Below are 22,430 nucleotides of genomic sequence, written 5' to 3' on the forward strand. Positions count from 1 at the left end.
GGACCCGTTCAGGCTGTTGCGTTGAGATTGAAAATCAACCGGGTTTATCCACTTCGACCTACCAAATAGGGGTAGGTTTATTTTGGTCGGTTTTATCAGGCAAAACGGCAAAGGGGGCCGGCCTCGGGTTGTGATGAGGCCGGCCCCCTTTGGGGTGTTATGCGTGTATGGCGGCGCGGGGTTTATTGCGATGCGGCCACCGGGGCGTTTCCGCAGATAAAACCTGCCAAAATAAACATCCCCAAACGGTAGGTTTTAGTGCTTGCCGTTGGCGGAGGCGGCGCCGTTGACGTGGTCGCGGGCGTAGATTACGCCGTGCACGATGGCCAGACCGGCGGCGTCGGCGGCGCGGGCGCAGGTGTCCTGGAAGGCCTCGGCCTCGCGGGCGCGCAGCTGCTTGAGCACATAGTCTGCCACGGCCATCTTGCCGGGAGGGTTGCCGATGCCGGTGCGGATACGGCTAAAGTCGCGGCTGCCCATCTTGTCGATGATGGAGCGCAGGCCGTTGTGGCCGGCGTGGCCACCGCCCACCTTGACGCGCACGTCACCGGCGGGGATGTCGAGCTCGTCGTGGATGACGAGCAGCTCCTCGGCCTTGATCTTGTACTCGCGGCAGAGCTTGGAGATGGGGCCACCCGAGGTATTCATATACGACTGCGGCTTGACCAGCACGATCTGGCGCTTGCCACCCTCTTCCTCGGGATCGTTGATGTTGATGAGTGCGACCTCGGCGCCGGCCTGGTTTTTCCAGTACGTGACGCCGGCCTGACGGGCCAGCTCGTCAATCGCCTTAAAGCCGGCGTTGTGGCGGGTCTCGGCATATTCCTCGCCCGGGTTGCCAAGCCCGGCAACCATGCGAATCTTAAGCGGCTGTGCAGCTGCCATGTTCATCCTTTCGTTGATTTGTCGCCTGCTATGGTGAGCGACCCTGTTGCCGCTGTCAAATGGAGGGTAATTGAGGGCGTTTGGGGGCGTTTGGACGGCCGTCGAAATCCGAGGTGGACAGTTAGTTCAGATACGTATAAGTTCTGAGGACTCGAATTACTCAATTCAATGCCGATACGTTGTTTTGGAGCTTTAGTTAGTCCATATGGCGCTGTTTTGAAGTCTACCCTGCCTTCAAATAGGGCGAATGGTATAGAGATAGCTGCAAAACAGTCTAATTCAATGCGTCCATTTATACGTATTTGAACTAACTGCCCAGCCCTGCTCGACGGCGCACGGGTGATTCGCCGTTTAGACCGGCGCGAGGCCGGTTCCGGCCCGCAGAGCGTTGAGCCAAGCGGCCTGACGCTTGCGATAGCCCTTGATACGGTACCGGAATCGGACTCCTGCGAGTCGATGCATCGTTTGGGCGAAGGCTTCGAGTGCAACAAGGTCTTTCATTTGGTCGCGATTGATAACCAGGACGTGGATGCCCATGGCCTTGAGGCCATTATTTCGATTGCCATCGTGGATGCGAGCGTTTTGAAGCTCATGCCCAATTCCGTTGTATTCGTTGTCGACTCCGGCTGCCGGGCAATATAGGTCGCAGATGGCATAGGGGATGCCCGAGGACATGTTGACCGCAAGAGTATCGAAGTCGATTCGATGGTTGAGTTGCAGGCCTCCCATGGGCAGGCTGCAACATCCGAATCCGCCAAAGCGCATGGGCGCTCCGAGAACGGCAAACATTAGGGATTCGGCTGGGGATGCGGATCCAGCCCGGGCGAGTTTGACTGCCGTGCGAAACGAGGCGTATGAGCTACTTTTGGCGAACCGTGCGACCGCCTCGAGCTCTTCGATGGTCGTGGCGGGCTCGCATTTGTAGTGCGCCTGTTCATAGCGGGTTTCGTTCTGTTGTTCGGCCGCTGACTGGTTGCCCAGGCAATCAAGATCGCCCGTCGCTTCGTAACCATCGCCCTTGGGCCAGATGTCGTCATGGGCAATGGGGTATGTTGCCCCGGGAGGAAGGGAGTAAGTTCCGACCAGTTCCATGAGAAGCATCAAGGTTTTGGCGACTGATTTATTTTTAGAACAAAGCATGGCTGTCATGGCAGGAGACGTTGCGTAGATGTCGGCCTCGACGTGCATAATTGCACCTTCAGGAAGCGGAGCGGAGAGAATATGCTGAAGAAGTCGCTTGTCGGGGCGTCGGTTGCCTTCGTTTGAAACGAGAAGATCGAGCAGCTCGGAATCATCTTCATTCCAGGCGTCGAGTATCGAAAGTGCGCCAAAGTCTATCGCGTCATTATTGGGAATGCAGCTAGCCAAGGCCTGTGCTTGCTGTTCACTATCAATGGAGCTCCAGGGTAGGGCAGAGTACGCCCGTCGTGCGCGACGAATTGCGCGGAGGGCGGAGAAATGTGAAATCACGGTCGTCATAGCTATAACGTACTAAGTTGGCGGCAGAATGCGACCGCCATACCGTTCTTTTCGCTCAGCGGGGTGCTGGGCGCCATGAACGGCCGGGTGTTAGGAAATCGGTGGAATCGGTTGAGGGGATTGCAGGAAATTGAGCTCTGCCGAGAAGGTTGACGATGGCTACTGGACAGTTAGTTCAGATACGTATAAGGCGGCGGGCGTTCGAGGTGTTTCTAAGGGCCTTCGAGGGCGATTTGAAGATAATATATGCGGCGGTTGTACTCGAAAACGATGAGCTTCGGGCGGCATGGCATCCGCCGGGGAGCTCAGAAGGCTCCGAACGGACCTTTGGAGCTTTAAAAAATACGTATCTGAACTAACTATCCAGGGCGGATTGGCGAGGAATAGAAAAAGGGTCGGAAGCGAGCTTCCGACCCTTTAAAAACATCAAAGATGATGCGATACGCGTTGGACTACAGCGCGAAGTCGCCGCCGACGAGCGTGGAGACGGGCTCCTCGTGGTAAACGGCGGAGATGGCCTGAGCGAACTCCTCGGCGACCGAGATGGTCTTGATCTTGCCGCCGACCTCGACGGGAATGGCGTCGGTGACGAGGCACTCGACGATCGGGGCGTCGTTCAGACGCTCGATGGCCGGACCGGAGAAGATGCCGTGGGTGGCGCAGACGTAGATGTCGCCAGCGCCCATAGCCTTGAGCTCCTTGACGTTGGCGCACAGGGTGCCAGCGGTGTCGATCATGTCGTCGTTGATGATGCAGGTCTTGCCCTTGATGTCACCGATGATACCCATGACCTCGGCGGCGTTGTGGCGCGGACGGCCCTTGTGGGCGATGGCCAGGTCGCAGCCAAGCATGTCGGAAAGCTTCTTGGCGGCCTTGGCACGACCCACATCGGGGGAGACGACAACCAGGTTGTCGGTGTCGAAGTGCATGTCGTTGTAGTACTGGCCAAACAGCGGCAGCGCGGACAGGTGGTTAACCGGGATATCGAAGAAGCCCTGGATCTGGCCCTGGTGCAGGTCGAGGGTGATGATGCGGTTGACGCCGGCGCGCTCGAGCAGGTTGGCGACGAGGCGGGCGGTGATGGGCTCGCGCGGGCCGGCCTTGCGGTCCTGGCGGGCATAGCCGTAGTGGGTGATGACGGCGGTGATGGAGCGGGCAGACGCGCGCTTGGCAGCGTCGGTGGCGATGAGCAGCTCCATGAGCATGTCGTTGACGTTGCCGCCGGCCACGGACTGAATCAGGAAGACGTCGGCGCCGCGGACGGTCTCGTCGTAGCGGGCGTAAATCTCACCATTGGCGAACTGCTTTAGCGTAAGGCCCGAAAGCTCGACCCCAAGGTACTCAGCAATCTTCTGAGCGAGGGGACGGTTGGAGGAACCGGAATACACGCGGATGGACTTGCGCATATTCTCCGACTTCTCGGGATCATTAATCGGCATTACCCTTCTCCTTTATACATCGAATGCCATATAGATGCCTTGTTGCATTGTAACCGCGCGACGGGGTTAATCGGGTCTTGATAACGTCTTTACCGTCAACGGACACGAACCGACCACTCATCCGGCCGCGCAGGTCAGCATAGAAAAAGGAGCCGCCCCCATGGGAACAGCTCCTTAGATGCTTGGTAAAACGTTATACCTCGTCGTCCTCGTGCAGACGGCGGCGATAATCGGCGGCCCAGCCCTCAATATTTACCTGACGGGCACGACCAAGGCCGAGTGCGTCAGCCGGGACCGGCTCGGTGATGACGGAGCCGGCGGCCACGAGCGCGCCGTCGCCAATCTGGGCGGGCGCGACCATCATGGTGTCGGAGCCGATGAAGGCATCCTTGCCGATGACGGTCTTGTGCTTGTGCACGCCGTCGTAGTTGCAGGTGATGGAGCCTGCGCCCACGTTGACGCCGGAGCCCATGGTGGTATCGCCGATGTAGGACAGGTGCGGCACCTTGGAGCCCTCGCCGATCGTGGACTTCTTGATCTCCACGTGCGTGCCGGCCTTGGAACCGTCGAGCATGTGGGTGCCCGGGCGCAGGTAGGCGCGCGGGCCGCAGTCGACGCCGTTCTCGATGACGGCCTCGATGGCGATGGTCTCGTCGATGGTGCAGCCGCTGCCGACGGTGGTGTCGGTGAGGCGACTGTTGGGGCCGAGCTGGCACTCCTCGCCCACGGTGACGTGGCCGATCAGATGCGTCTGCGGCCACACGACGGTGTCGCGGCCGATGGCGGCGTCGGGGCCGATCCAGGCCTGCGTGGGGTCGATGAAGGTAACGCCCTCGGCCATCCAGTGCTCGTTGATGCGGTCGCGCGCGATGGCGGTGAGCTGCGCGAGCTGGATGCGGCTGTTGACGCCCAAGCCGTCGCGGTAGTCGTCGCAGTGGAAGATGGAGACCGCCTGGCCGTGACCCTTGAGGATTTCGAGCATGTCGGGCAGGTAGTACTCGGACTGCGCGTTGTCGTTGCCGATCTCGTCAATGTGGGCGGCGAGCTGTGCACCGTCGAAGGCGTAGCAGCCGGCGTTGCACTCGAGCAGCGTGGCGGCCTGCTCGGGGGTGCAGTCCTTCTGCTCGATGATGCGCTCGATCTGACCATCGGCGCCCAGCTTGATGCGGCCGTAGCCGAAGGGGTCGGGCGGGGTCATGGTCATGACGGTGCAGGCGAGCTCGCCGGTGGCGACGGTCTGTGCGAACTTGGCGACGGTATCGGCGGTGATGAGCGGCAAGTCGCCGTTGAGCACGACGACCGGGCCCTCGGTGATGCCGCAGGCCACGAGCGCGACCTTCACGGCGTGGCCGGTGCCCAGGCGCTCGGTCTGCTCGACGCACTCGACCTTGGTGGCGCTGGTGGCGTAGGCGCCGTCGATAAGGGCGCGCATCTCGTCGGCGTGGCTGCCGATGACGACCACGACGCGGCTGCAGCCGGCCTTGATTGTGGCGTCGACGATCCACTGGACCATGGGCTTACCCAGGATCTTGTGCGAAACCTTGCAGTGGTTCGACTTCATGCGGGTGCCCTCGCCAGCGGCGAGGATAATTGCGGTTGCGTCCATGTGATCTCCTGTTACGTTATAGAGACGTGTGTTTGGAAACGATACACGGCGCAATATGATACCGCAGGCATATGATGAGCGCGTAACGATTGGTGCATGGCGGCCGATGTCGGTGTCGCCGCCGTGGCGTTTGCGCTGGTTGTGTATGGAGCCGGCGGCGCTGCGGCGTTGGCGTTTGAGCGAGGGGATGGGGGTGCCCGTGGACATCACGCGAGAGGAATCGGCCAGTGAGCCCATCGCGGCATTCTCGATGTCGCACCCGGCGGTGCCGGCGCTCTATATGGTGCTGACGCTGGGGCTTACCATGTTCTCGATGCAACCGGTGTTGATTGCGCTGTCGCTTGCGGGCGGGCTGGCGTATGGATTTGCGACGCGTGGGGCTGCCCGCACGCTGGGCGCACTTCGCTGGCAGCTGCCGGTGATCTTGATCATTGCGGTGCTCAATCCGTTGTTTAGCGCCTCGGGCTCGACGGAGCTGTTCCGTATTGGCATGCGCGCGGTGTATCTGGAGAGCATGGTATACGGCCTGTGCATGGGCGGGCTGTTTGTGGCGAGCGTGCTGTGGTTTGAGGCTGCGGCGTCGATGCTCGAATACGATAAGGTGCTTGCGCTTTTGGGTAACGCCGCGCCGGTGCTCGCGCTCATGATCTCGATGTGCATGCGGCTTATCCCGCAGTTTTTGCGCCGCGGCCGCACGGTGCTGGCGGTGCAGGACGCGATTGATGTGCCGGGGCGCGCGCCAGCCGACCCCGTGCGCTTGCGCCTGCGGGCATCGAGCGTGTTGATGGGCTGGGGCATGGAAGATTCGCTGGAGCGCGCGGACGCCATGCGCTCCCGTGGGTGGGGCGCCGCGGCGCGTCGCACGACGTACGCGCGGTATCGGCTGGGACGCGGCGATGTTGCCGCGCTGGTCGGGCTCGCGCTGTTTGGTGCTGCCGCGGTGGCGGTGGCATGGACCGCGACGACGCAGTATTCGTTTTACCCGCAGCTTTCGGTGCCGGCGCCGTGGCTGGGCTATGTCGCGTACGCCGCGTGGATGGCGCTGCCCTGCGTGCTGTACGCGATTGACGAGAAGAGGTTTGGCTGATGACTCGGTTGGACGGGAGCATGATGATGGGCGTGGTGCGCGGCTCGGATGAGCCGGCGATTGAAGTGCGGGGTCTGCGCTTTGCCTACCCCGGGGCCGAGGCGCCAGTGCTCGAGGGGCTCGACTGGGTTGTTCCCCAAGGCGCGTTTGCGCTGCTCGTTGGTGGTACTGGGTCGGGTAAGTCGACGCTGCTGTCGCTGCTCAAGCCCGAGATCGCTCCGGCGGGCGAGCGCACTGGCGAACTGCTCGTGCTGGGCGAGAGCGTTGCCGACATGGATGTTCGGGCGTCCGCAGAGCGCGTGGGCTACGTGTTTCAGGACCCCGAGAACCAGATTGTGTGCGAGACCGTGTGGCACGAGATGGCCTTTGGCCTGGAAAACCTAGGCATGTCGCGCGACGAGATGCGCCGTCGCGTTGCCGAGACCAGCTATTTCTTTGGGTTGGAGGATTGGCTCCACCGCGACACCGATACGCTTTCGGGCGGACGCAAGCAGCTGCTGTCGTTGGCGGCCGTCCTGGCGCTGCGCCCGCGTGTGCTGCTGCTCGACGAGCCCACGTCTCAGCTCGATCCCGTTGCCGAGAAGAATTTTCTGCACGCGCTGTTTCGCGTGAATCGTGAGCTGGGCTGCACGGTTGTTGTGGCAACGCACCAGCCACGCCCGATGCTCGAATACGCGACGCGTGCGTACCGGATTAAGGGCGGTCGCGTGCGCGAGGTGGCGGATACGGCTTCTTTGGGACGCCGAGAATCGCTGTTTTCCGATGACATGTTGGGGGGGGGTGCCATCCGATGTGCAAAAAACGGAGTATTCAGCAGGCGTGAGGACAATTTGGGCTCTCTGGAGCCGCTCGGGGACGTATCGAGCGCGAAAAGAAGTTCGGAATTGGACAAATCGTCCGAATTTGTGGCGCAAATGTTGCTCGAGAACGGCTCGGAAGCCTTCCCGCGCACGAATGGAAGCAGAATACTCCAAAAAATGCACGCTGGGTCGGCTACCACCCTGTCGGAAGGCTGGTTTCGCTACGATCGCGCGGGCGGTTGGGTGCTGCGCGGGCTCGATGCGTCGTTTTCGGCTGGCGCGGTGCATGCAGTCGTGGGCGGAAACGGCTGCGGCAAGTCGACGATGCTTTCGGTGCTGGCCAAGACCGCCAAGCTGCAGCGCGGCCGCATGGTGCGCGGAGCGGCCTCGGCGGCGCTGTTGCCTCAGAATCCCAAAGCATTGCTGGTTGCCGAGACGGTTCGCGATGAGCTGATGGAATGGGCCTCGACCTGCGGATATGACGAGAACTTGGCGCGGGAGCGTGCGGCGCAACTGGGATTGGACGGCCTGGAGACGCGTCACCCCTACGACCTCTCGGGCGGACAGCGCCAGCTGCTCGCGCTGGCAAAGCTGCTGCTGATTGGCCCCGAGCTGCTGCTGCTTGACGAGCCCACGAAGGGCTTGGACCTGGAGAGCCGCCGCATCATCGCCCGCGCCCTGCGTGACCATGCGAAGGCTGGCGGCACCGTCATCATGGCTACGCACGATTTGGACTTTGCTGAGCAGGTCGCCGACGACATCGCCATGATGTTCGATGGCGAGATTGCCTGCATGGAGCCGCCGGCCGACTTCTTTGCCGACAACGTGTTTTATAGGGCGTGATGGGATGGCGGATTATCGCATCGTGCGCCTACTCGCAAAACTGGAGATACCGCTGCTGCTGGCGGTGCCAGCCGTGATGGCTGCGGCGTTGCTGGCGGGCGTTGAGCAGGCGGCGCTCGCCATGCTTGTCGTGGTGGCGCTGGTGCTTGCGCTGTTCTTTGCGGGCTACGAGGCGTCGCGCCCGGGCTTACGCCAGATTATGCCAACGCTGGTTCTGGCGGCGTTGGCTGCGGCGGGGCGCATTCTGTTTGGCCCCATTCCCGACTTTAAACCGGTGAGCGCCATCGCCATTATCGCGGGGGCGACGCTTGGTTGCCGCAATGGTTTTATGGTTGGCGCGCTGGCGGCGCTGACCAGCAATTTCTTTTTTGGACAGGGCATGTGGACGCCGTGGCAGATGTATGCCTGGGGGCTCGTGGGATACGTTGGCGGTGCGCTGGCGCATGCCGGCGCTTTTGATCGCGCCGATGGCACCGTGCGTATGCCGGCGCTGTTGATCTACGGCTTTGCTTCGGGTTTGCTGTACGGCGTTGTGATCAACGCGTATGACATCATTGGGTTTGTACAGCCGCTCACGTGGGCGGGTGCCATGGCGCGTCTTGCCACCGCCGTACCGTTCGATATCACGCACGGCCTTGCGACCTGCGTGTTTTTGGTCGCCCTGTACAAGCCTTGGTGTCGCCGCATCAACCGAGTCGTCGTGAAATACGGGCTGTAGGGTTGGTTACGCCGGGGCGGGAATCAATACTGCCGAAGCGCCATTTCAAAACTATGCCGGTTTACGGGGCCAGATTGGCACAAGCAGACCATGCCGGCTATCTTTGAAATAGAGCAAGCCGTTTACCTGCGGTTTTATTATTTCGGAATTGCGTATGGTTGGGGGTTCGCGATTCAGCCCCGTAAACCGGCATAGTTTTGAAATAGCCGGCTGATACGACGGGCATCGTGGCCCTCAGAGAGCCAAATTGATCCGTTTTCTTTCGCCTCCAGACGTTCCCAGGGAATCAGCTGAACCCGCCCGCCACGGAATCGGCCTATCTACTACGTTTGGCCCGACACCCCCAAACACAACCGCGTTTTATGAAAAACCGCAGGCTTTCTACCTGCGGTTTTCTTTTTGCGTTGTTCGCTGTGGTTGAGGGTAGTGGCTTAAACGTAGTAGATGGGCCAGTTTCGTGACAAGCGGGCCGCGTGGATGCCCTCGCGAGGTGAAAATGATCCCTTTTCCTCCGTCCCCAGGGGATTAGTTGGGGCTAGAGCTCTAGGGTGAGGGTGACGGGGCAGTGGTCGCTGCCGAAGATGTCGCCGCGGATGCCGGTGTCGCGTACGTTGTCGGCGATTGCGTCGCTTACCAGGAAGTAGTCGATGCGCCAGCCGGCGTTGTTCTTGCGGGCATTAAAGCGGTAGCTCCACCAGCTGTAGACGCCCTCGACGTCGGGGTTTGCCGCGCGCCAGGTATCGGTAAAGCCGGCGTTGAGCAGCTCGGTAAACTTGCCGCGCTCCTCGTCCGAAAAGCCGGCGTTGCCGCGGTTGGACTTGGGGTTCTTAAGGTCGATCTCCTCGTGCGCCACGTTAAAGTCGCCGCAGGTCACGACGGGTTTGCCGGTCTCGCGCTCGAGCGCGTTCAAAAAGCCGCGGTAAGCATCGTCCCAGGCCATGCGCACGTCGATGCGGGCGAGTTCGTTTTGCGCGTTGGGAGTGTAGACATCCACAAACCAGAACTTGTCGAACTCCAGCGCGCAGACGCGGCCCTCGGTTGCGGCTTGGGCGACGAGTACGGCCGCCTCGTTCTCGCCGGCGTAGGGTAGCAGTGCGTCGGCGTGCAGCACGCGCAGCGGTTCCTGGCGGCTAAAGACCGCAGTGCCCGAATAGCCTTTACGCTCGGCGTAGCTCCAGGTTTGGTGATAGCCGGCCAGGTCAATATCGACCTGGCCTTCTTGCAACTTGGTCTCTTGCAGCGCCAGGATATCGACGTCGAGTTCTTGCGCGATCTGGATAAAGCTCGGGTCCTTTTTGAGCACGGCGCGCAGGCCGTTGACGTTCCACGAGGCGAAAGTGTAAGTCTGAGGCATGGTGTCCTTTCGACGGGGTTGGCAGGCTTAAGATTAGCGCAACAGGGGCGGGGTGGGCTCCGCGCATGCTGACTTAAAGGTCGCATGCTGGGACATCGCCCGACGCCGCCCGATCAACAAGGACGGAGGGCTCATATGACGCAGGCAATATCGGACCCCAGGCAGGCGTCCGCCGCGCTGGCGGATCTGTTTGACACCCACAAGCGCGTGGTCTTCTTTGGCGGCGCTGGTGTTTCCACGGCAAGTGGCATCCCCGATTTCCGCAGCGTGGACGGCCTGTATCACCAGCAGTTTGCCTACCCGCCCGAGACTATGCTCTCGCATAGCTTTTATGAGACACATCCGGCCGAGTTCTTCGACTTTTACCGCACCAAGATGATCGCGCTTAACGCTAAGCCCAACCGCTGTCACACCAAGCTGGCCGAGCTGGAGCGCGCCGGCAAGCTTGATGCCGTGGTGACGCAAAACATCGACGGCTTGCATCAGATGGCGGGCTCGCAGCGCGTGTTCGAGCTGCACGGATCGGTCCATCGCAACATTTGCCAGTCGTGCGGCGCGGTCTATAGCGCCGAGTGGATTTGCTCGCGCGAGCACGAGGACGCCGCGGGCGTGCCCGTGTGCCCCGCGTGCGGTGGTCGCATCAAGCCCGATGTGGTGCTCTACGAAGAGCCGCTCGACGAGCATGTGTTGACCGGTGCCGTTGCCGCCATTGCCGCGGCCGATGCCCTCATTGTGGGTGGGACCTCGCTCGTGGTGTATCCGGCGGCAGGCCTTACGCGTTACTTTACTGGCGATACGCTGGCCATTTGCAATTTGGCGCCTACCGATCAGGATGCAAATGCCGACCTGCTGATTTCTTGCGACATCGCGGCCGCGTTTGCGTTCTAGCCCGTGTGCGCGGATACAATAGAAAGACTGATTGCAAAGCGACCCCGCCGCCAGCTCCCCAAGCTCGGCGGCGTGGGCATTTTAGGAGGATGTTCATGGCGAACGACAGCAAGACATGGCGGTGCGGAAAGTATGAGCTCAGCTTTGACCGTCCGCGCATCATGGGCGTCCTCAACGTGACGCCCGATTCGTTTAGCGACGGCGGGGAGCACTTCGACCCGGATGCCGCCATCGAGTACGGCCTGGCGATGCTTGACGCCGGCGCCGACATCATCGACGTGGGCGGTGAGTCCACGCGCCCCGGCTTTACCCCGGTTAATCCCGACGAGGAGGCTCGCCGCGTGCTGCCCGTGGTGCGCGCGCTGGCCAAAGAGGGCGCCATCGTCTCGATCGACACGCGCCACGTGGCGGTTGCCAAGGCGGCCGTGCGCTGCGGCGCCTCGATCGTCAACGACGTGACGGGCTTCACCGACCCCAAGATGGTCGAGTTTGTTAAGACGAGCACCTGCGGCGTCATCGTGATGCATGCCGGCGAGGTCGCCGCGCCTACACGCACGCACGCAACGGTGCAGCTCGATACCTCGGCTGCGGCGTTTGTTGCCGAGAAGGCGCGCGAGGCGGCTGCCGAGGCCGCGCGTGAGGCTGAGAAGCCGGCTCGCCGCCGTCGCGGCAAGTTACTGGGCGAGCCTAAGCCGGAGGCCAAGCTTCCGGGCGGCGTGGTGCAGCCCTCGTTGCCGTTTGGCGATCCGGAGCCCGCGACCGAGCCTGCAAGCGAGCAGGAGACGCCGGCCGCCGAGCAGGCTGCTGCCGCCGAGACCGTCGCGCCCGCGCCCGAGGCCACCGAGGCCGCATCGGAGTCCAATGACCGCCTGGCCGCCATGATGCGCCGCAGCGCCCGCCGCGAGGAGGCCTACGTGCCCACCTCGCAGCTCCGCCGCTTCACCCTGCCCGATTCGGCGCCCATCATGCGCCGCGTCATGGGCTTTCTGTCCGACCAGGCCCGCGCGCTCATCCACGCCGGCGTGTCGCGCGACCGCATCTGCATCGATCCTGGCCCGGGCTTTGGTAAGTCGGCTAACGAGGACATCGTCATCCAGCGTGAGACTGCCAAGATGGCGTCACTGGGCTATCCGCTCATGTGCGCTGTATCGCGCAAGCGCTTTGTGGGCGCCGTCTCGGGCGTGACCGAGGCCGCCGAGCGCGATGCCGCTACGTTTGGCGTGTGCCTGGGCGCCATCCAGGCCGGCGCCAACATCGTGCGCGTGCACGACGCCGCGGGCTTTGCGCAGTTCCTGAACGGCTACTGGGCGGTTGCCAAGCCGCAGCCGCGCCGCGCGTTTGTGGCCGTGGGATCCAACTTGGGGCATCGCTGCGACAACATCCGCGCCGCACGCGACATGATCGCCGAGATTCCACTTACCTGCGTGTCCAACTCCTCCAAGATCTACGAGAGCGAGCCGGCCTACGAGACGCGCCAGGACGCGTTTGCCAACGCCGTCATCGAGATCAAGACCGAGTTGGCGCCGCTGGTGCTGCTCGACGAGCTCATGAAGATCGAGGCCGAGCTGGGCCGCGACCGCTCCAAAAAGGCCAAGGCCAACGGTCCGCGCACCATCGACCTGGACCTGCTGTGGATGGACGGCGAGACCCACGGCGGCAAAAAGCTGCGCCTGCCGCATCCGCTGATCGGCGAGCGCGACTTTGTGCTGGTGCCGCTCGAGGATCTGATGCACGACCCGGCGCGGTTCTTCCGCTACAACGGCGTCGAGGTCAAGGAGCCCGAGGATCGCGTGGGCCATATCGTGGGTGAATTGGGGCGTATGTAGATGATCGAGATGAACGCTGTAGTCGCTGCCACTGAGCTCGACGCGGCGCGTGACGCGGGTCGCGAGGGCGTGTCCGCGGGCTGGTGCGCGTGGAGCGTGGGCGATGCTTCGCTGACGTTTTCGCTGGTCGTGCGTCCGGATGTGAACATGCATGCCTTCCACGGCCTGCCGTTTGTGGCCGCGATGGGCATGATGGACGCGCTCGTGGGCACGGCTTCGACGCCGGGGTTGGGCCTTGCCGGCAAGGTGGGCATTGAGTGGCCGAGCAATATCGTGTGCGGTGCGCCTGCGTTTGAGACGTCGCTCGCGCGTGTTGCCGTGAACGGCGGTGCCAGTGCTGCGGGCATGTTTGCCGCGGTGACGGTTGATATTGAACGTGCGGCGCTGGGCGAGCTTGGCGTGGATATGGCCGACGAGGTGCTGGTCGAGGCATTGGCCACCGCCGTGCTGACCCGCGTGGACACCTGGGCGGTTGCCGCCAACACACCACAGGGCGCTGCCGGCCCGCTGGCTCCGGTGCTGGGTGAGTACTTCGATATGGTGCCGCTGCTGGGTCGTCAGGTTGCGGCGGTGTCGCCCAACGGTTTGCCGCTTGCGGTCGGTGTGTTTGCGGGCCTGGACATCTGGGGCCGCGCGACCATCAAGACCGATGCCGGCGAGCAGGAGTTTCCGCCCGAGGCCGTACGGATTCGCGGGCTGTAACGCGGGGCGTTCGCGCCCAAAGATAGACATGACAACAAGACCCTCCTCGGCCTGTGCCGGGGAGGGTTTCGCCTATCTGGGGAATGGGTTGCCAGCGCCCTATTCCTCAAAACTGAAAAATTTTCGTTTTTGAGGAATAGGATTAAGGCGGCTCGGTCTTTTGCGAGGTATATTCGCTATAGAGCCTATTCCTCAAAACTGAAAATTTTTCAGTTTTGAGGAATAGCGATAAAAGACCGCGAGGAGGCCCCGATGAAACTCATCAATAGAACGTCATATATGGACACGTTGACGAGTCTTATTGGCGTGCCGGACATCAAGGTCATCACGGGCATCCGTCGTAGCGGTAAATCAAAATTGCTCGAGGCCCTCCGCGATTACGTGGAGGCACATCTGTCCAATTCGAATGTCATCCATATCAACTACAACCTCGATGAGTTCGAGAACCTGCTCGAGTATCACGCGCTGCTCGCCTATGTAAAAGAGCATCGAGTGTCCGGCAAACAAAACTTTCTGCTTATCGATGAAGTTCAGATGTGCGACGGTTTTGAGCGTGCGATCAATAGCCTTCACGCATCCGAGCAGTACGACATATTCATTACCGGATCGAATGCCTTTTTGCTGTCGAGCGATCTGTCGACGCTCTTTACGGGGCGTACGTTCGAGATCGAGGTTTTCCCATTCTCGTTTGAGGAGTATCGTCTCTATGGCGACGAGGGCGAGGTCGACCGCGACTTCGATGAGTACGCGAGAACCGGCGGTATGTCCGGCTCTTACCCTTATCCACTGCAGGAGCAGCGCTATCAATATCTCTCCAACGTCTTCAAGACGCTCATTGTGAGAGATATCGTGCAGCGGCATAACGTGAGAAACGAATCGGCGCTGCTGCGCATTGCCGATTACATGATGGACAACGTTTCCAACATTACGTCGGCACGCAACATTACTGATGCATTAAATGCGGATGGGTTAAAGATTACGAACAAGACGGTCGGCACGTACATGGGGTACCTGTGCGATGCGTTTGCCTTCTATAAAGTTCGTCGGTACGACATTCGCGGCAAAAAATACCTTAAGAGCGGCGAGAAGTACTATCTGGCGGACCATGCGTTTAAATATGCGCTTCTTGGTACACGTGATATGGATTGGGGACGCGTATACGAGAACATGGTGGCAATCGAGCTGCTGCGTCGCGGATACGAGGTATACGTCGGCGTGCTCTATAAAAAGGAAATAGACTTTGTAGCAATCAAGCGGAGCGAGAAACTCTACATTCAGGTGAGCGACGACATCAGCTCGGATAAGACATTTGAACGCGAGATTTCGCCACTGCTGAGCATTGGCGATGCGTATCCCAAGATGATTCTCGCCCGCACGCATCACGAGGCCACGGATCGCGACGGAGTGCAGATCGTGGACCTGGCGAGGTGGTTGTGCGGCGAGGCGTAGCAGAAAGCCTATTCCTCAAAACTGAAAAAATTTCGTTTTTGAGGAATAGGACCGATGCATTGCTTAGTCCGCCGCTCGCGCCCGTGCTCGACTTAAGCCCCTGCCTTACCCCAGCTCCTGCATGCGGCGGTAGATTTCGCAGATGCCCTTGATGGTGAGCTGTCCGTCGACCACGTCGAAGGCATCGGTCGAATCGGCGACGATGCCCGCGAGACCGCCCGTGGCGATAACGGTGGCATCCTCGCGGCCCAGCTCGCGCTTCATGCGCTCGACCAGGCCCTCGGCCATGGCAGCAGCGCCCACCACGGCGCCGACCTTGATGCACTCCTCGGTATCGCGGCCGATGGCATGCTCGGGCGCCTCGAGCGGCACGCTGGCGAGCTTGGCGGCACGGGCGGCAAGCGCGTCCATGGAGATGCGGATGCCCGGCGCGATCGCTCCGCCAATGTAATAACCGTCCTCATCGATGACGTCGATATTGGTCGCGGTGCCAAAGTCCACCACGATTGCCGGCGCGCCGTAGAAAGTTTCGGCCGCAACGGCGTTAGCGACGCGATCGGCGCCTACGGCTTGGGGACGCGCCGCGCGCAGCTTGGTCACGGCGGCCGTCTGCGGCCCGATGACGATGGCGTCTGCGGCAATGCGGTCGGCCACGGCGTGCCACTCGCGCGAGAGCTGCGGCACCACGCCCGCAAAGGCGATCGCGTCAACCGCATCGAGCGAGAGGCCGTACATCTTAAAGAAACCCATCAGGCGCACGTGGATCTCGTCGGCGGTATAGGAGCGGTCGGTGGGCATGCGCCACGACTGCACCAGCTCGTCTCCGTCGAACAGGCCCATGGCCGTCTGCGTGTTTCCCATATCGATAGCGAGCAGCATGTCTACTCCCAGTGTTGGCATAAAAGGACGCGCACCATTGTATACGCGCCGTCGACGGCGCTCGGCCGCGATTCGTTTACGGTGATAGGGGCTGAGGGGTTTAAATATGAAGGAATTATGCTCTACGAGATTTTCCTTGCCGTTTACCGAACTCCCGCGTAATATTCTTTCTTGCGCACATGAGGCGCCCAGACATTGCGGGGTGGAGCAGTCTGGTAGCTCGCCGGGCTCATAACCCGGAGGTCGTAGGTTCAAATCCTGCCCCCGCGACCAAGAACTTGCAGCTCGTCGGCCTAGCCGGCGAGCTTTTTTGTTATTCCGGGACCGTGTTTTCGGTCCAATTCCCAACCTCTCAATCAAAGATCTCGATCTGTAACATCTAGACCCGATTTGGGCGGCTAGATGTTACAGATCGAGATATACCGGTGGATTGGGTCCCGTTTGTCTAAATCTATAACACGAGGGACGGATTTCGCCGAGTTGTTGTTATAGATTGAGATTTTCTAGCAGGCGGGTCCCGTTTGTCTCGATCTGTAACAGTAAGACCCGATTTTGCCGCGTAACTGTTACAGATTGAGATAAACCGACGGGCCGCCCCGCCCATCCCCATCCACCCGCCGCCACCTGCTATCCGCCGATTTCCGTTGCGCCCCTGTGGCTCCATGCCATATCCTCTAGACAACTACGCGGCATCATCGCCGCCGCGCCTACAAGAGAGGAATGTCCATGACCACACCTGCGTCCAAGCTGCTTCAACCCATTACGGTTGGCCCCCTTGAGCTCAAAAACCGCATTATGTTCCCGCCGCTTACCACCGGCTACGAGGAACGCGACGGCTCCATCGGTGAGCGCAGCCTGGCTTTTTACGAGCGCCTGGCCCGTGGCGGCGTGAGCTACATCGTCATTGGCGACGTTGCTCCCGTTATGACCGCAAGCCCCACGCCCAAGCTGGCGACCGACGCCCAGATCCCCACGTTTAAGGCGCTGGCCGACGCCGTCCACAAGCACGGCGCCAAGATCGCCCTGCAGCTGTTCCATCCCGAGTACGACGTCCCCGGCGTCGGCCGCATGGTCATGGGCTCCATGGCCGCTGCGAAAGCCGCGCAGGAGGCCAAGGCCGCCGGCGACGAGGAGGCCTTTGCCGCCAAGATGGCCGAGTCCAACGAGATTCGCAAGCAGGCCTACGCCAAGCTGCACCACGACATGCAGCACTTTGTGAACGAGGCCACCGTGGAGCAGCTCACCCAGATCAAGGAGGCCATCGCCGCCTCGGCCGCCCGCGCGCAGCAGGCTGGCATCGACGCCATCGAGGTCCACGGCGACCGCCTGGTGGGTTCGCTGTGCTCCGCCATCCTCAACCAGCGCACCGACGAGTACGGTGGCTCGTTCGAGAACCGCGTCCGTTATGCGCTGGAGGTCGTCGCCGCCATTAAGGAAGCCGCACCGCAGCTGATGGTGGAGTACAAGCTCCCCGTGATCATGGAGAACCCCGACGGCACGCCGCGCGGCAAGGGCGGTCTGCTGCCCGATGAGGCCTGCGAGTTCGCCAAGCTGCTCGAGGGCGCCGGCATCGACATGATTCAGGTGGCGCAGGCAAACCACACCGGCAACATGGGCGACACCATTCCGCCCATGGGCGCCATGCCCTACAACTGGACGCTGCCCGTGGCCGAGCGCGTCAAGGCCCTGGTCTCCGTGCCGGTGGCAACCGTCGGCCGCGTTGTCTCGGTCGAGGCGGGCGAGAAGATCCTGGAAGACGGTTCGGCCGACATCGTCGCGTACGGCCGCTCGCTCATGTGCGATCCCGATATTGCGCTCAAGGCCGCCACGGGCGAGCCCATCCGCGAGTGCCTCAACTGCAACAAGGGCTGCGTCGACGCGATCCAAAACCGTCAGTACATCTCGTGCGTGCTCAATGCCGAGAACGGCGACGAGGCGACCGTCGCCATTAAGCCGGGCGAGGGTGACAAGAAGATCGCCGTGGTGGGCGGCGGTATTGCCGGCCTGGAGGCCGCGCGCGTGGCGGCCAAGCGCGGCTACGACGTGACCGTCTACGAGGCGAGCGACCATCTGGGCGGCCAGATTGTGCTGGCGGCCGCGCCTCCGCGCAAGGACGAGATCATGCGCTCGGTGGAGTACTACGAGAAGATTCTGCCCGGCCTGGGCGTGAAGGTTGAGCTCAACCACGCCGCTAGCCCCGCGGACCTCAACGCCGCCGACGCCGCGATTGTGGCCGTGGGCGCGCACGACGTGGTCATTCCCGTTCCGGGTGCCGATTCGGAGAAGGTCGTCTCGAGCTGGGACGTGCTGGCCGGCAAGGTGGAGCTCAGCGGCCGCGTCGCTGTCATTGGCGGTGGCCTGGTGGGCACCGAGACTGCCGAGCACCTGCTGCAGCACGGCTGCGAGGTGGAGATCGTGGAGATGCTCGACAAGATTGCCGCGGGCGAGTCCGAGACCATTCTGCCGCTGATCATGAGCGACTTTGCCGCCCACAACGTGGAACAGCACGTGAAGACCCGCCTGACCGCCATTACCGACGAGGGCGTGGAGGCCATTCGCACCACCGAGGACGGCGCCGAGGAGCCGGTGAAGATCGCCTGCGATTACGTGGTGATGGCCGTAGGCTCCAAGGCCAACGCGTTTGACCTGGACGGCGTGACGGTGCCCGTGACCTGCGTGGGCGACTGCTCGGGCGAGCGCACCGCCGACATTGCGAGCGCCATTCGCACGGCGTATCACGCGGCCAACGAGCTCTAAGCAAGAAAGCTATCGCGTATTGAGTGGGCGGGGAGTGCCGTATCGGCGCTCCCCGCCTTTTTGCCAATGAGGGCGCCAACTGACCAGCTGGTTCAGAAAATCCGAATACTTAAAACACGAAAATCCGAATCGCAACCACCCGAAAATCCGAATTTGCTACAGTGGAATAGAAGAATCAGAAAGCAGGACCTGGAAATCTGCGGGGGTGGCTCATGGCGGGCGAGAGGCTACATCGGGACGGATACATCCCGCGTATCGTGGATGCGCAAATCGAACGCTACCTTCGCGTCTTTGGCGCGGTCGAGATTGCGGGCACCAAGTGGTGCGGCAAGACGTGGGCCGCGCTTGAGCACGGGGCGTCCGCCTCGTATGTCGACGAGAATCTCGACCTCGCGCGTGCCGATCCGGCGATGATGTTGCTGGGAGACCGTCCGCATATTATCGATGAGTGGCAGCGCGTTCCCCAGATCTGGGACTACGTTAGACACGAGGTTGACCGCACCCGGGGTACGCGCGGCGCCTATATCCTCACGGGTTCCGCCACGCCTGCGTTTGGCTCAAAGGCGGAGACGCCCGCGCATAGTGGAGCCGGCCGCATCGGCCGCGTTCGCATGCACCCCATGACGCTTGCCGAGACAGGTGAGTCCAACGGCAAGGTGAGCCTGGCGGGCTTGTTTGAGCATCGTTTTGAGCCCTGTCGGTGCAATGGCGATACGCCGGGGCTTGTCGAAGCCGCTTGCCGCGGCGGCTGGCCCGAGGCGATCGATATGGTTTCGGCTGACGCCCAGCTCATCGCCCGCGAATATCTCAACACCACGTTTTCGAGCAGCTTCCCGGCGGTCGGTCTCGACCCCGATATTGCTCGTCGAGTCTCCGCATCGATCGCGCGCAATCTGGGACAGGCAGCCACGTATAAAATGATTCTTATGGATATGTTCGGTGCCGAGGAGGAGCCCGCAGCGTTTGCCGACGAGACCAAGGTGCGTAGGTACCTGGATGCCCTCAAAGGTATGTTCATTCTCGAGGAGGTCCCCGGTTGGGTTCCCGCCGCGCGCGACAAACGGCGCTTTACCGTCAAGCCCAAGCGCTATCTGGCAGATCCGAGCCTTGCTTGCGCCTTGCTAGGTATGTCCTCGCGGGCGCTGCTTGCCGACTGGCAGACATTTGGTCTGGTGTTTGAGAATTTGGTCATACGCGATCTTTCGGTCTACGCACGTTCGCTCGACCTGCTGGATAGCACGCCCGTGCGCTATTATCGCGACGATTCGGGCCTTGAATGCGATGCCATCGTGCAGCTAGCCGATGGACGGTGGGCCGCCTTTGAGATTAAGGTAAGTGAAGATAAAGCGAGCGCCGGCGTCGAGAGTCTCAAGCGCGTTCGCAAGAAGGTCTGTGGAAATCCTCGTTCACGCACACGCGAACCGGAGTTTATGGCCGTGATTGTGGGGGTGGGTGAGTACGCCCGCGAGGTCGAGGACGGTATCTACGTGATACCCGTGCGCGCGCTGGGGCGTTAAGGGGCGCCACGCCGTGTGTTCTCCGCCCGGCGCTACGGATTGGTGCAAGGGGGTCAGGTTTGTTTGCACCATGTTGGTGCGAAGTAACCTGACCCCCTTGCACCAAGGATTTGACTTTTAAGACATCATTAAGGCTTGCGTTGTGGAGCAAACCGCAGGTCAATGCTATTCTTTTACCTTATCGTATGGTGTTGTATTCTGCCTGAATTCTCTACCTGCGAACAACAGATAAACGCGACCGAGCGGAAAGGATGGCACGCCCGCTAGCAGGGCAAACGCAAACGATGAGTGGCATGGACCGACATAGCGAGCTCCAGCAGCACAAGACGGCGGCCGAGTACCGCCAAGCTGCCGACGAGCATGTGCGGACCCTCAAGGATTTCTGGAAGGATTTCCTGGTGAGCGGTCTGTTTGTGCTGGCCGCCATCGTTGCCATCTTTGCATGCCTGGCCTGGTTTGCCGCGAATAACCGAGTGAGCGCCACGGGGAGCACGATCGCGGCGAAGGGCCCGCGGTTTGTGCTCTCGGGAACGCAGGGCGGCACGGCGGGTAAGTACGACACTCAGGACAACTACGCGTCGGACAGTACAAGCCTTGCCGTGAACAATCTTTTCAACCTCAATAACATGAGCGCCGATGGCGGTCTCTCTCCGGGGTCGGCCGGCCAGCTCCAGCTCAACGTCAGGCCGCTCTGCAATGACCTGCACGATATCACGGTGGAGATGACCTGGGAAATTTCTGTTCAGACGAGCGTTGCGGGCACGGGCGGCACTGCTGCGGATGCATCGAAAAACGAAGAGATCATCAACTCGCTTAAAGATTTGGTGCGCGGTCATATCCTCGTTTTTCAGGGCAAAGACGCCTCTGGCTTTTACTCGAATCCGCTGGTCCCCACGACCACCACGGTGACCCAGGACGGGGCCAGCGTCACCGTCATTACGCAGAGCTTTACCATCCCAAAGTCGAGCTTTTACGCTACGGACTCAAATAGCACGACCGAAACCGTCACCAAAACCCTCTACTGGATTTGGCCGGAGCAGTTCAAGAGCTATGTTCACACGGGCAACGCCGGCTACGGTGGCAACCTTTTCGCTAACACAGGCGACGAGGGGGGATACACAACCCTCGTCGGCGACATCAACAATAACCACGCGCGCTATTTCCGCGCCGATAGCACGAGCGTGCCAGGTCAGGCGCCTAGCGCGGTTCCGCCTGTCGGAGCCGGCATGTCCTCTGCGGATGTGGAAACCTGCGCCAGCTACTACAACAACGCCGACGAGATTATCGGCAAGAACGTCAAGTACATTCGCGTGCGCTTCACCGCCAAGGAGGCGGATAAATAAATGGACGAGCAGCTTAATGCCCGCGAGCAGGGCGATATCAAACACAAAGAAGGAGCGGCAAACCCCGGCGGCAACGGGTTCGGCTCGCACGGCGAAGCGCGTCCGGCTGGCCGCATCGAGCGCATCAAGGCTTGGGTGAGCGACCACCGTCGCGAATCCCTGGCCATCGTGGGTCTGGTGGCCGTGCTTCTCGTGTTGCTGGGATTGACGCTCGGATGGTTCGTCGATGCCAATCGCGGCTCCACCGTCGGCAAGATCAAGGAGCCGGCAGAGCTCAAGGTGCTGGGCCCCAACGCTACGGCAACAGAGCAGGTCGACCTGAGCTACAACCCCGAATACGGCGATACCAAGACCGGCAACACGGTGACGCTCATGCGCCCGTTTTGTGTCCAGACGGGCGGCGATGGTTTTGAGCTGCAGCTTGCGAATACGACCAACATTACGGGTCTCACTATCGAGCTGTATAAAGCCGAGAACACGCCTGCGCTCCAGATGCCTGACGTGAACGGTACCGCAGGCGGCAAATCTTATAGCTGGAAAGCAACCGGAGAGAACCTGCTGACGAGCTTCGAATATATCAACAAGGAGAACGACGGTCCGGCAGCCGTGCCGGTCCCCGGCGCAAGCGACCCTACATTCAAGGACTATCAAAACGTCCAGCGCAACGCGCGCCCGCTCTACCGATACAAGGTATTCGAAAAAGGCGAGCTCAACGCCAAGACGCTCGACAACTCGACTGGCAATGACACGCTTAACTTTATCATCAAGCTTTCGTGGGACGAGAGCACCAAAGAGACCGACGTGATCTACCTGATAGCCCTTGATTATCGACTTTATCCGAACACCTCCCACATTCAT

19 protein-coding genes and 1 tRNA gene are annotated in these 22,430 nt (G+C 61.2%); 14 read left to right on the top strand and 6 right to left on the bottom strand.

Features of this window, described 5'->3' with window-relative positions; genetic code table 11:
- Positions 1 to 255 precede the first annotated feature (255 nt).
- Together pth and DW136_RS08955 are read right to left on the bottom strand one after the other, a co-directional pair.
- Positions 256 to 885, bottom strand: a complete 630-nt coding sequence (gene pth / locus DW136_RS08950; protein WP_197032170.1) for an aminoacyl-tRNA hydrolase — start codon at positions 883 to 885, stop codon at positions 256 to 258.
- Positions 886 to 1,236: 351 nt separating this feature from the next.
- Positions 1,237 to 2,364: a hypothetical protein gene (locus DW136_RS08955; protein ID WP_118289454.1), complete on the bottom strand. Its 1,128-nt coding sequence runs from the start codon at positions 2,362 to 2,364 to the stop codon at positions 1,237 to 1,239.
- 155 nt (positions 2,365 to 2,519) lie between these two features.
- Here DW136_RS08955 and DW136_RS08960 point away from each other — a divergent pair, with 155 nt between their 5' ends.
- Positions 2,520 to 2,723 (top strand): hypothetical protein, encoded by a 204-nt coding sequence (locus DW136_RS08960; RefSeq protein ID WP_117655732.1) that lies wholly within the window; start codon positions 2,520 to 2,522, stop codon positions 2,721 to 2,723.
- 93 nt (positions 2,724 to 2,816) lie between these two features.
- On the opposite strand, the gene DW136_RS08965 is transcribed toward DW136_RS08960, so the two are convergent.
- Positions 2,817 to 3,803, bottom strand: a complete 987-nt coding sequence (locus DW136_RS08965; RefSeq protein ID WP_022094252.1) for a ribose-phosphate pyrophosphokinase — start codon at positions 3,801 to 3,803, stop codon at positions 2,817 to 2,819.
- 193 nt (positions 3,804 to 3,996) lie between these two features.
- On the bottom strand, positions 3,997 to 5,409 hold the full coding sequence (gene glmU / locus DW136_RS08970; RefSeq protein ID WP_118289455.1) for a bifunctional UDP-N-acetylglucosamine diphosphorylase/glucosamine-1-phosphate N-acetyltransferase GlmU: 1,413 nt from the start codon (positions 5,407 to 5,409) through the stop codon (positions 3,997 to 3,999).
- A 96-nt stretch (positions 5,410 to 5,505) separates the two neighbouring features.
- Between glmU and DW136_RS10220 the strand changes: the two genes are divergently transcribed.
- The 4 genes from DW136_RS10220 to DW136_RS08985 are packed head-to-tail and all read left to right on the top strand — an operon-like array spanning position 5,506 to position 8,857.
- Positions 5,506 to 5,640 carry a hypothetical protein gene (locus tag DW136_RS10220; RefSeq protein ID WP_255413365.1) on the top strand — a complete coding sequence of 45 codons (135 nt, stop codon included), beginning with the start codon at positions 5,506 to 5,508 and terminating at the stop codon, positions 5,638 to 5,640.
- Positions 5,609 to 6,496 (top strand): energy-coupling factor transporter transmembrane component T, encoded by an 888-nt coding sequence (locus DW136_RS08975; RefSeq protein WP_233546558.1) that lies wholly within the window; start codon positions 5,609 to 5,611, stop codon positions 6,494 to 6,496. The genes DW136_RS10220 and DW136_RS08975 overlap by 32 nt, the downstream gene beginning before the upstream one ends.
- Positions 6,496 to 8,139 (top strand): ABC transporter ATP-binding protein, encoded by a 1,644-nt coding sequence (locus tag DW136_RS08980; protein WP_118289457.1) that lies wholly within the window; start codon positions 6,496 to 6,498, stop codon positions 8,137 to 8,139. The genes DW136_RS08975 and DW136_RS08980 overlap by 1 nt, the downstream gene beginning before the upstream one ends.
- A 4-nt stretch (positions 8,140 to 8,143) precedes the next feature.
- Positions 8,144 to 8,857, top strand: a complete 714-nt coding sequence (locus DW136_RS08985; RefSeq protein ID WP_118289458.1) for a DUF6580 family putative transport protein — start codon at positions 8,144 to 8,146, stop codon at positions 8,855 to 8,857.
- Positions 8,858 to 9,392: 535 nt separating this feature from the next.
- Here the strand turns inward: DW136_RS08985 and DW136_RS08990 are convergent.
- Positions 9,393 to 10,211 (bottom strand): exodeoxyribonuclease III, encoded by an 819-nt coding sequence (locus DW136_RS08990; RefSeq protein WP_118289459.1) that lies wholly within the window; start codon positions 10,209 to 10,211, stop codon positions 9,393 to 9,395.
- A 135-nt stretch (positions 10,212 to 10,346) separates the two neighbouring features.
- Between DW136_RS08990 and DW136_RS08995 the strand changes: the two genes are divergently transcribed.
- From DW136_RS08995 to DW136_RS09010, 4 genes are all read left to right on the top strand, one after another.
- Complete coding sequence (locus DW136_RS08995) at positions 10,347 to 11,099, top strand: NAD-dependent protein deacylase (protein ID WP_117776603.1); 753 nt, start codon at positions 10,347 to 10,349, stop codon at positions 11,097 to 11,099.
- A 95-nt stretch (positions 11,100 to 11,194) separates the two neighbouring features.
- A complete protein-coding gene (folP, locus tag DW136_RS09000; protein WP_118289460.1) occupies positions 11,195 to 12,925 on the top strand; it encodes a dihydropteroate synthase in 1,731 nt (576 codons plus the stop codon).
- On the top strand, positions 12,926 to 13,627 hold the full coding sequence (locus tag DW136_RS09005; protein WP_118289461.1) for a hypothetical protein: 702 nt from the start codon (positions 12,926 to 12,928) through the stop codon (positions 13,625 to 13,627).
- 252 nt (positions 13,628 to 13,879) lie between these two features.
- On the top strand, positions 13,880 to 15,076 hold the full coding sequence (locus tag DW136_RS09010; RefSeq protein WP_117743660.1) for an ATP-binding protein: 1,197 nt from the start codon (positions 13,880 to 13,882) through the stop codon (positions 15,074 to 15,076).
- 105 nt (positions 15,077 to 15,181) lie between these two features.
- On the opposite strand, the gene DW136_RS09015 is transcribed toward DW136_RS09010, so the two are convergent.
- On the bottom strand, positions 15,182 to 15,955 hold the full coding sequence (locus DW136_RS09015; RefSeq protein ID WP_158565210.1) for a type III pantothenate kinase: 774 nt from the start codon (positions 15,953 to 15,955) through the stop codon (positions 15,182 to 15,184).
- A 196-nt stretch (positions 15,956 to 16,151) separates the two neighbouring features.
- On the opposite strand from DW136_RS09015, the gene DW136_RS09020 reads away from it, so the two are divergent.
- The 5 genes from DW136_RS09020 to DW136_RS09040 form a co-directional block, all read left to right on the top strand.
- Positions 16,152 to 16,228, top strand: a tRNA-Met gene (locus tag DW136_RS09020).
- 453 nt (positions 16,229 to 16,681) lie between these two features.
- The gene (bilR, locus tag DW136_RS09025; RefSeq protein ID WP_233546559.1) at positions 16,682 to 18,712 is read left to right on the top strand and encodes a bilirubin reductase, long form; all 2,031 of its coding nucleotides are present in this window, start codon (positions 16,682 to 16,684) and stop codon (positions 18,710 to 18,712) included.
- 212 nt (positions 18,713 to 18,924) lie between these two features.
- Positions 18,925 to 20,229: an ATP-binding protein gene (locus DW136_RS09030; protein WP_118289463.1), complete on the top strand. Its 1,305-nt coding sequence runs from the start codon at positions 18,925 to 18,927 to the stop codon at positions 20,227 to 20,229.
- A 293-nt stretch (positions 20,230 to 20,522) separates the two neighbouring features.
- Positions 20,523 to 21,572 (top strand): hypothetical protein, encoded by a 1,050-nt coding sequence (locus DW136_RS09035; RefSeq protein ID WP_118289464.1) that lies wholly within the window; start codon positions 20,523 to 20,525, stop codon positions 21,570 to 21,572.
- Positions 21,573 to 22,430: hypothetical protein (locus DW136_RS09040; RefSeq protein ID WP_147351653.1), on the top strand; the 858-nt coding region annotated here is incomplete at its 3' end.

Source organism: Collinsella sp. AM12-1 (genome assembly GCF_003472325.1).
In the GTDB taxonomy this organism is placed as follows: Bacteria; Actinomycetota; Coriobacteriia; order Coriobacteriales; family Coriobacteriaceae; genus Collinsella.

Coding starts and splice junctions, on each gene's coding strand:
- pth (WP_197032170.1), bottom strand. CDS start 885: ATGGCAGCTGCACAGCCGCTTAAGATTCGCATGGTTGCCGGGCTTGGC.
- DW136_RS08955 (WP_118289454.1), bottom strand. CDS start 2,364: ATGACGACCGTGATTTCACATTTCTCCGCCCTCCGCGCAATTCGTCGC.
- DW136_RS08960 (WP_117655732.1), top strand. CDS start 2,520: ATGGCTACTGGACAGTTAGTTCAGATACGTATAAGGCGGCGGGCGTTC.
- DW136_RS08965 (WP_022094252.1), bottom strand. CDS start 3,803: ATGCCGATTAATGATCCCGAGAAGTCGGAGAATATGCGCAAGTCCATC.
- glmU (WP_118289455.1), bottom strand. CDS start 5,409: ATGGACGCAACCGCAATTATCCTCGCCGCTGGCGAGGGCACCCGCATG.
- DW136_RS10220 (WP_255413365.1), top strand. CDS start 5,506: ATGGCGGCCGATGTCGGTGTCGCCGCCGTGGCGTTTGCGCTGGTTGTG.
- DW136_RS08980 (WP_118289457.1), top strand. CDS start 6,496: ATGACTCGGTTGGACGGGAGCATGATGATGGGCGTGGTGCGCGGCTCG.
- DW136_RS08985 (WP_118289458.1), top strand. CDS start 8,144: ATGGCGGATTATCGCATCGTGCGCCTACTCGCAAAACTGGAGATACCG.
- DW136_RS08990 (WP_118289459.1), bottom strand. CDS start 10,211: ATGCCTCAGACTTACACTTTCGCCTCGTGGAACGTCAACGGCCTGCGC.
- DW136_RS08995 (WP_117776603.1), top strand. CDS start 10,347: ATGACGCAGGCAATATCGGACCCCAGGCAGGCGTCCGCCGCGCTGGCG.
- folP (WP_118289460.1), top strand. CDS start 11,195: ATGGCGAACGACAGCAAGACATGGCGGTGCGGAAAGTATGAGCTCAGC.
- DW136_RS09005 (WP_118289461.1), top strand. CDS start 12,926: ATGATCGAGATGAACGCTGTAGTCGCTGCCACTGAGCTCGACGCGGCG.
- DW136_RS09010 (WP_117743660.1), top strand. CDS start 13,880: ATGAAACTCATCAATAGAACGTCATATATGGACACGTTGACGAGTCTT.
- DW136_RS09015 (WP_158565210.1), bottom strand. CDS start 15,955: ATGCTGCTCGCTATCGATATGGGAAACACGCAGACGGCCATGGGCCTG.
- bilR (WP_233546559.1), top strand. CDS start 16,682: ATGACCACACCTGCGTCCAAGCTGCTTCAACCCATTACGGTTGGCCCC.
- DW136_RS09030 (WP_118289463.1), top strand. CDS start 18,925: ATGGCGGGCGAGAGGCTACATCGGGACGGATACATCCCGCGTATCGTG.
- DW136_RS09035 (WP_118289464.1), top strand. CDS start 20,523: ATGGACCGACATAGCGAGCTCCAGCAGCACAAGACGGCGGCCGAGTAC.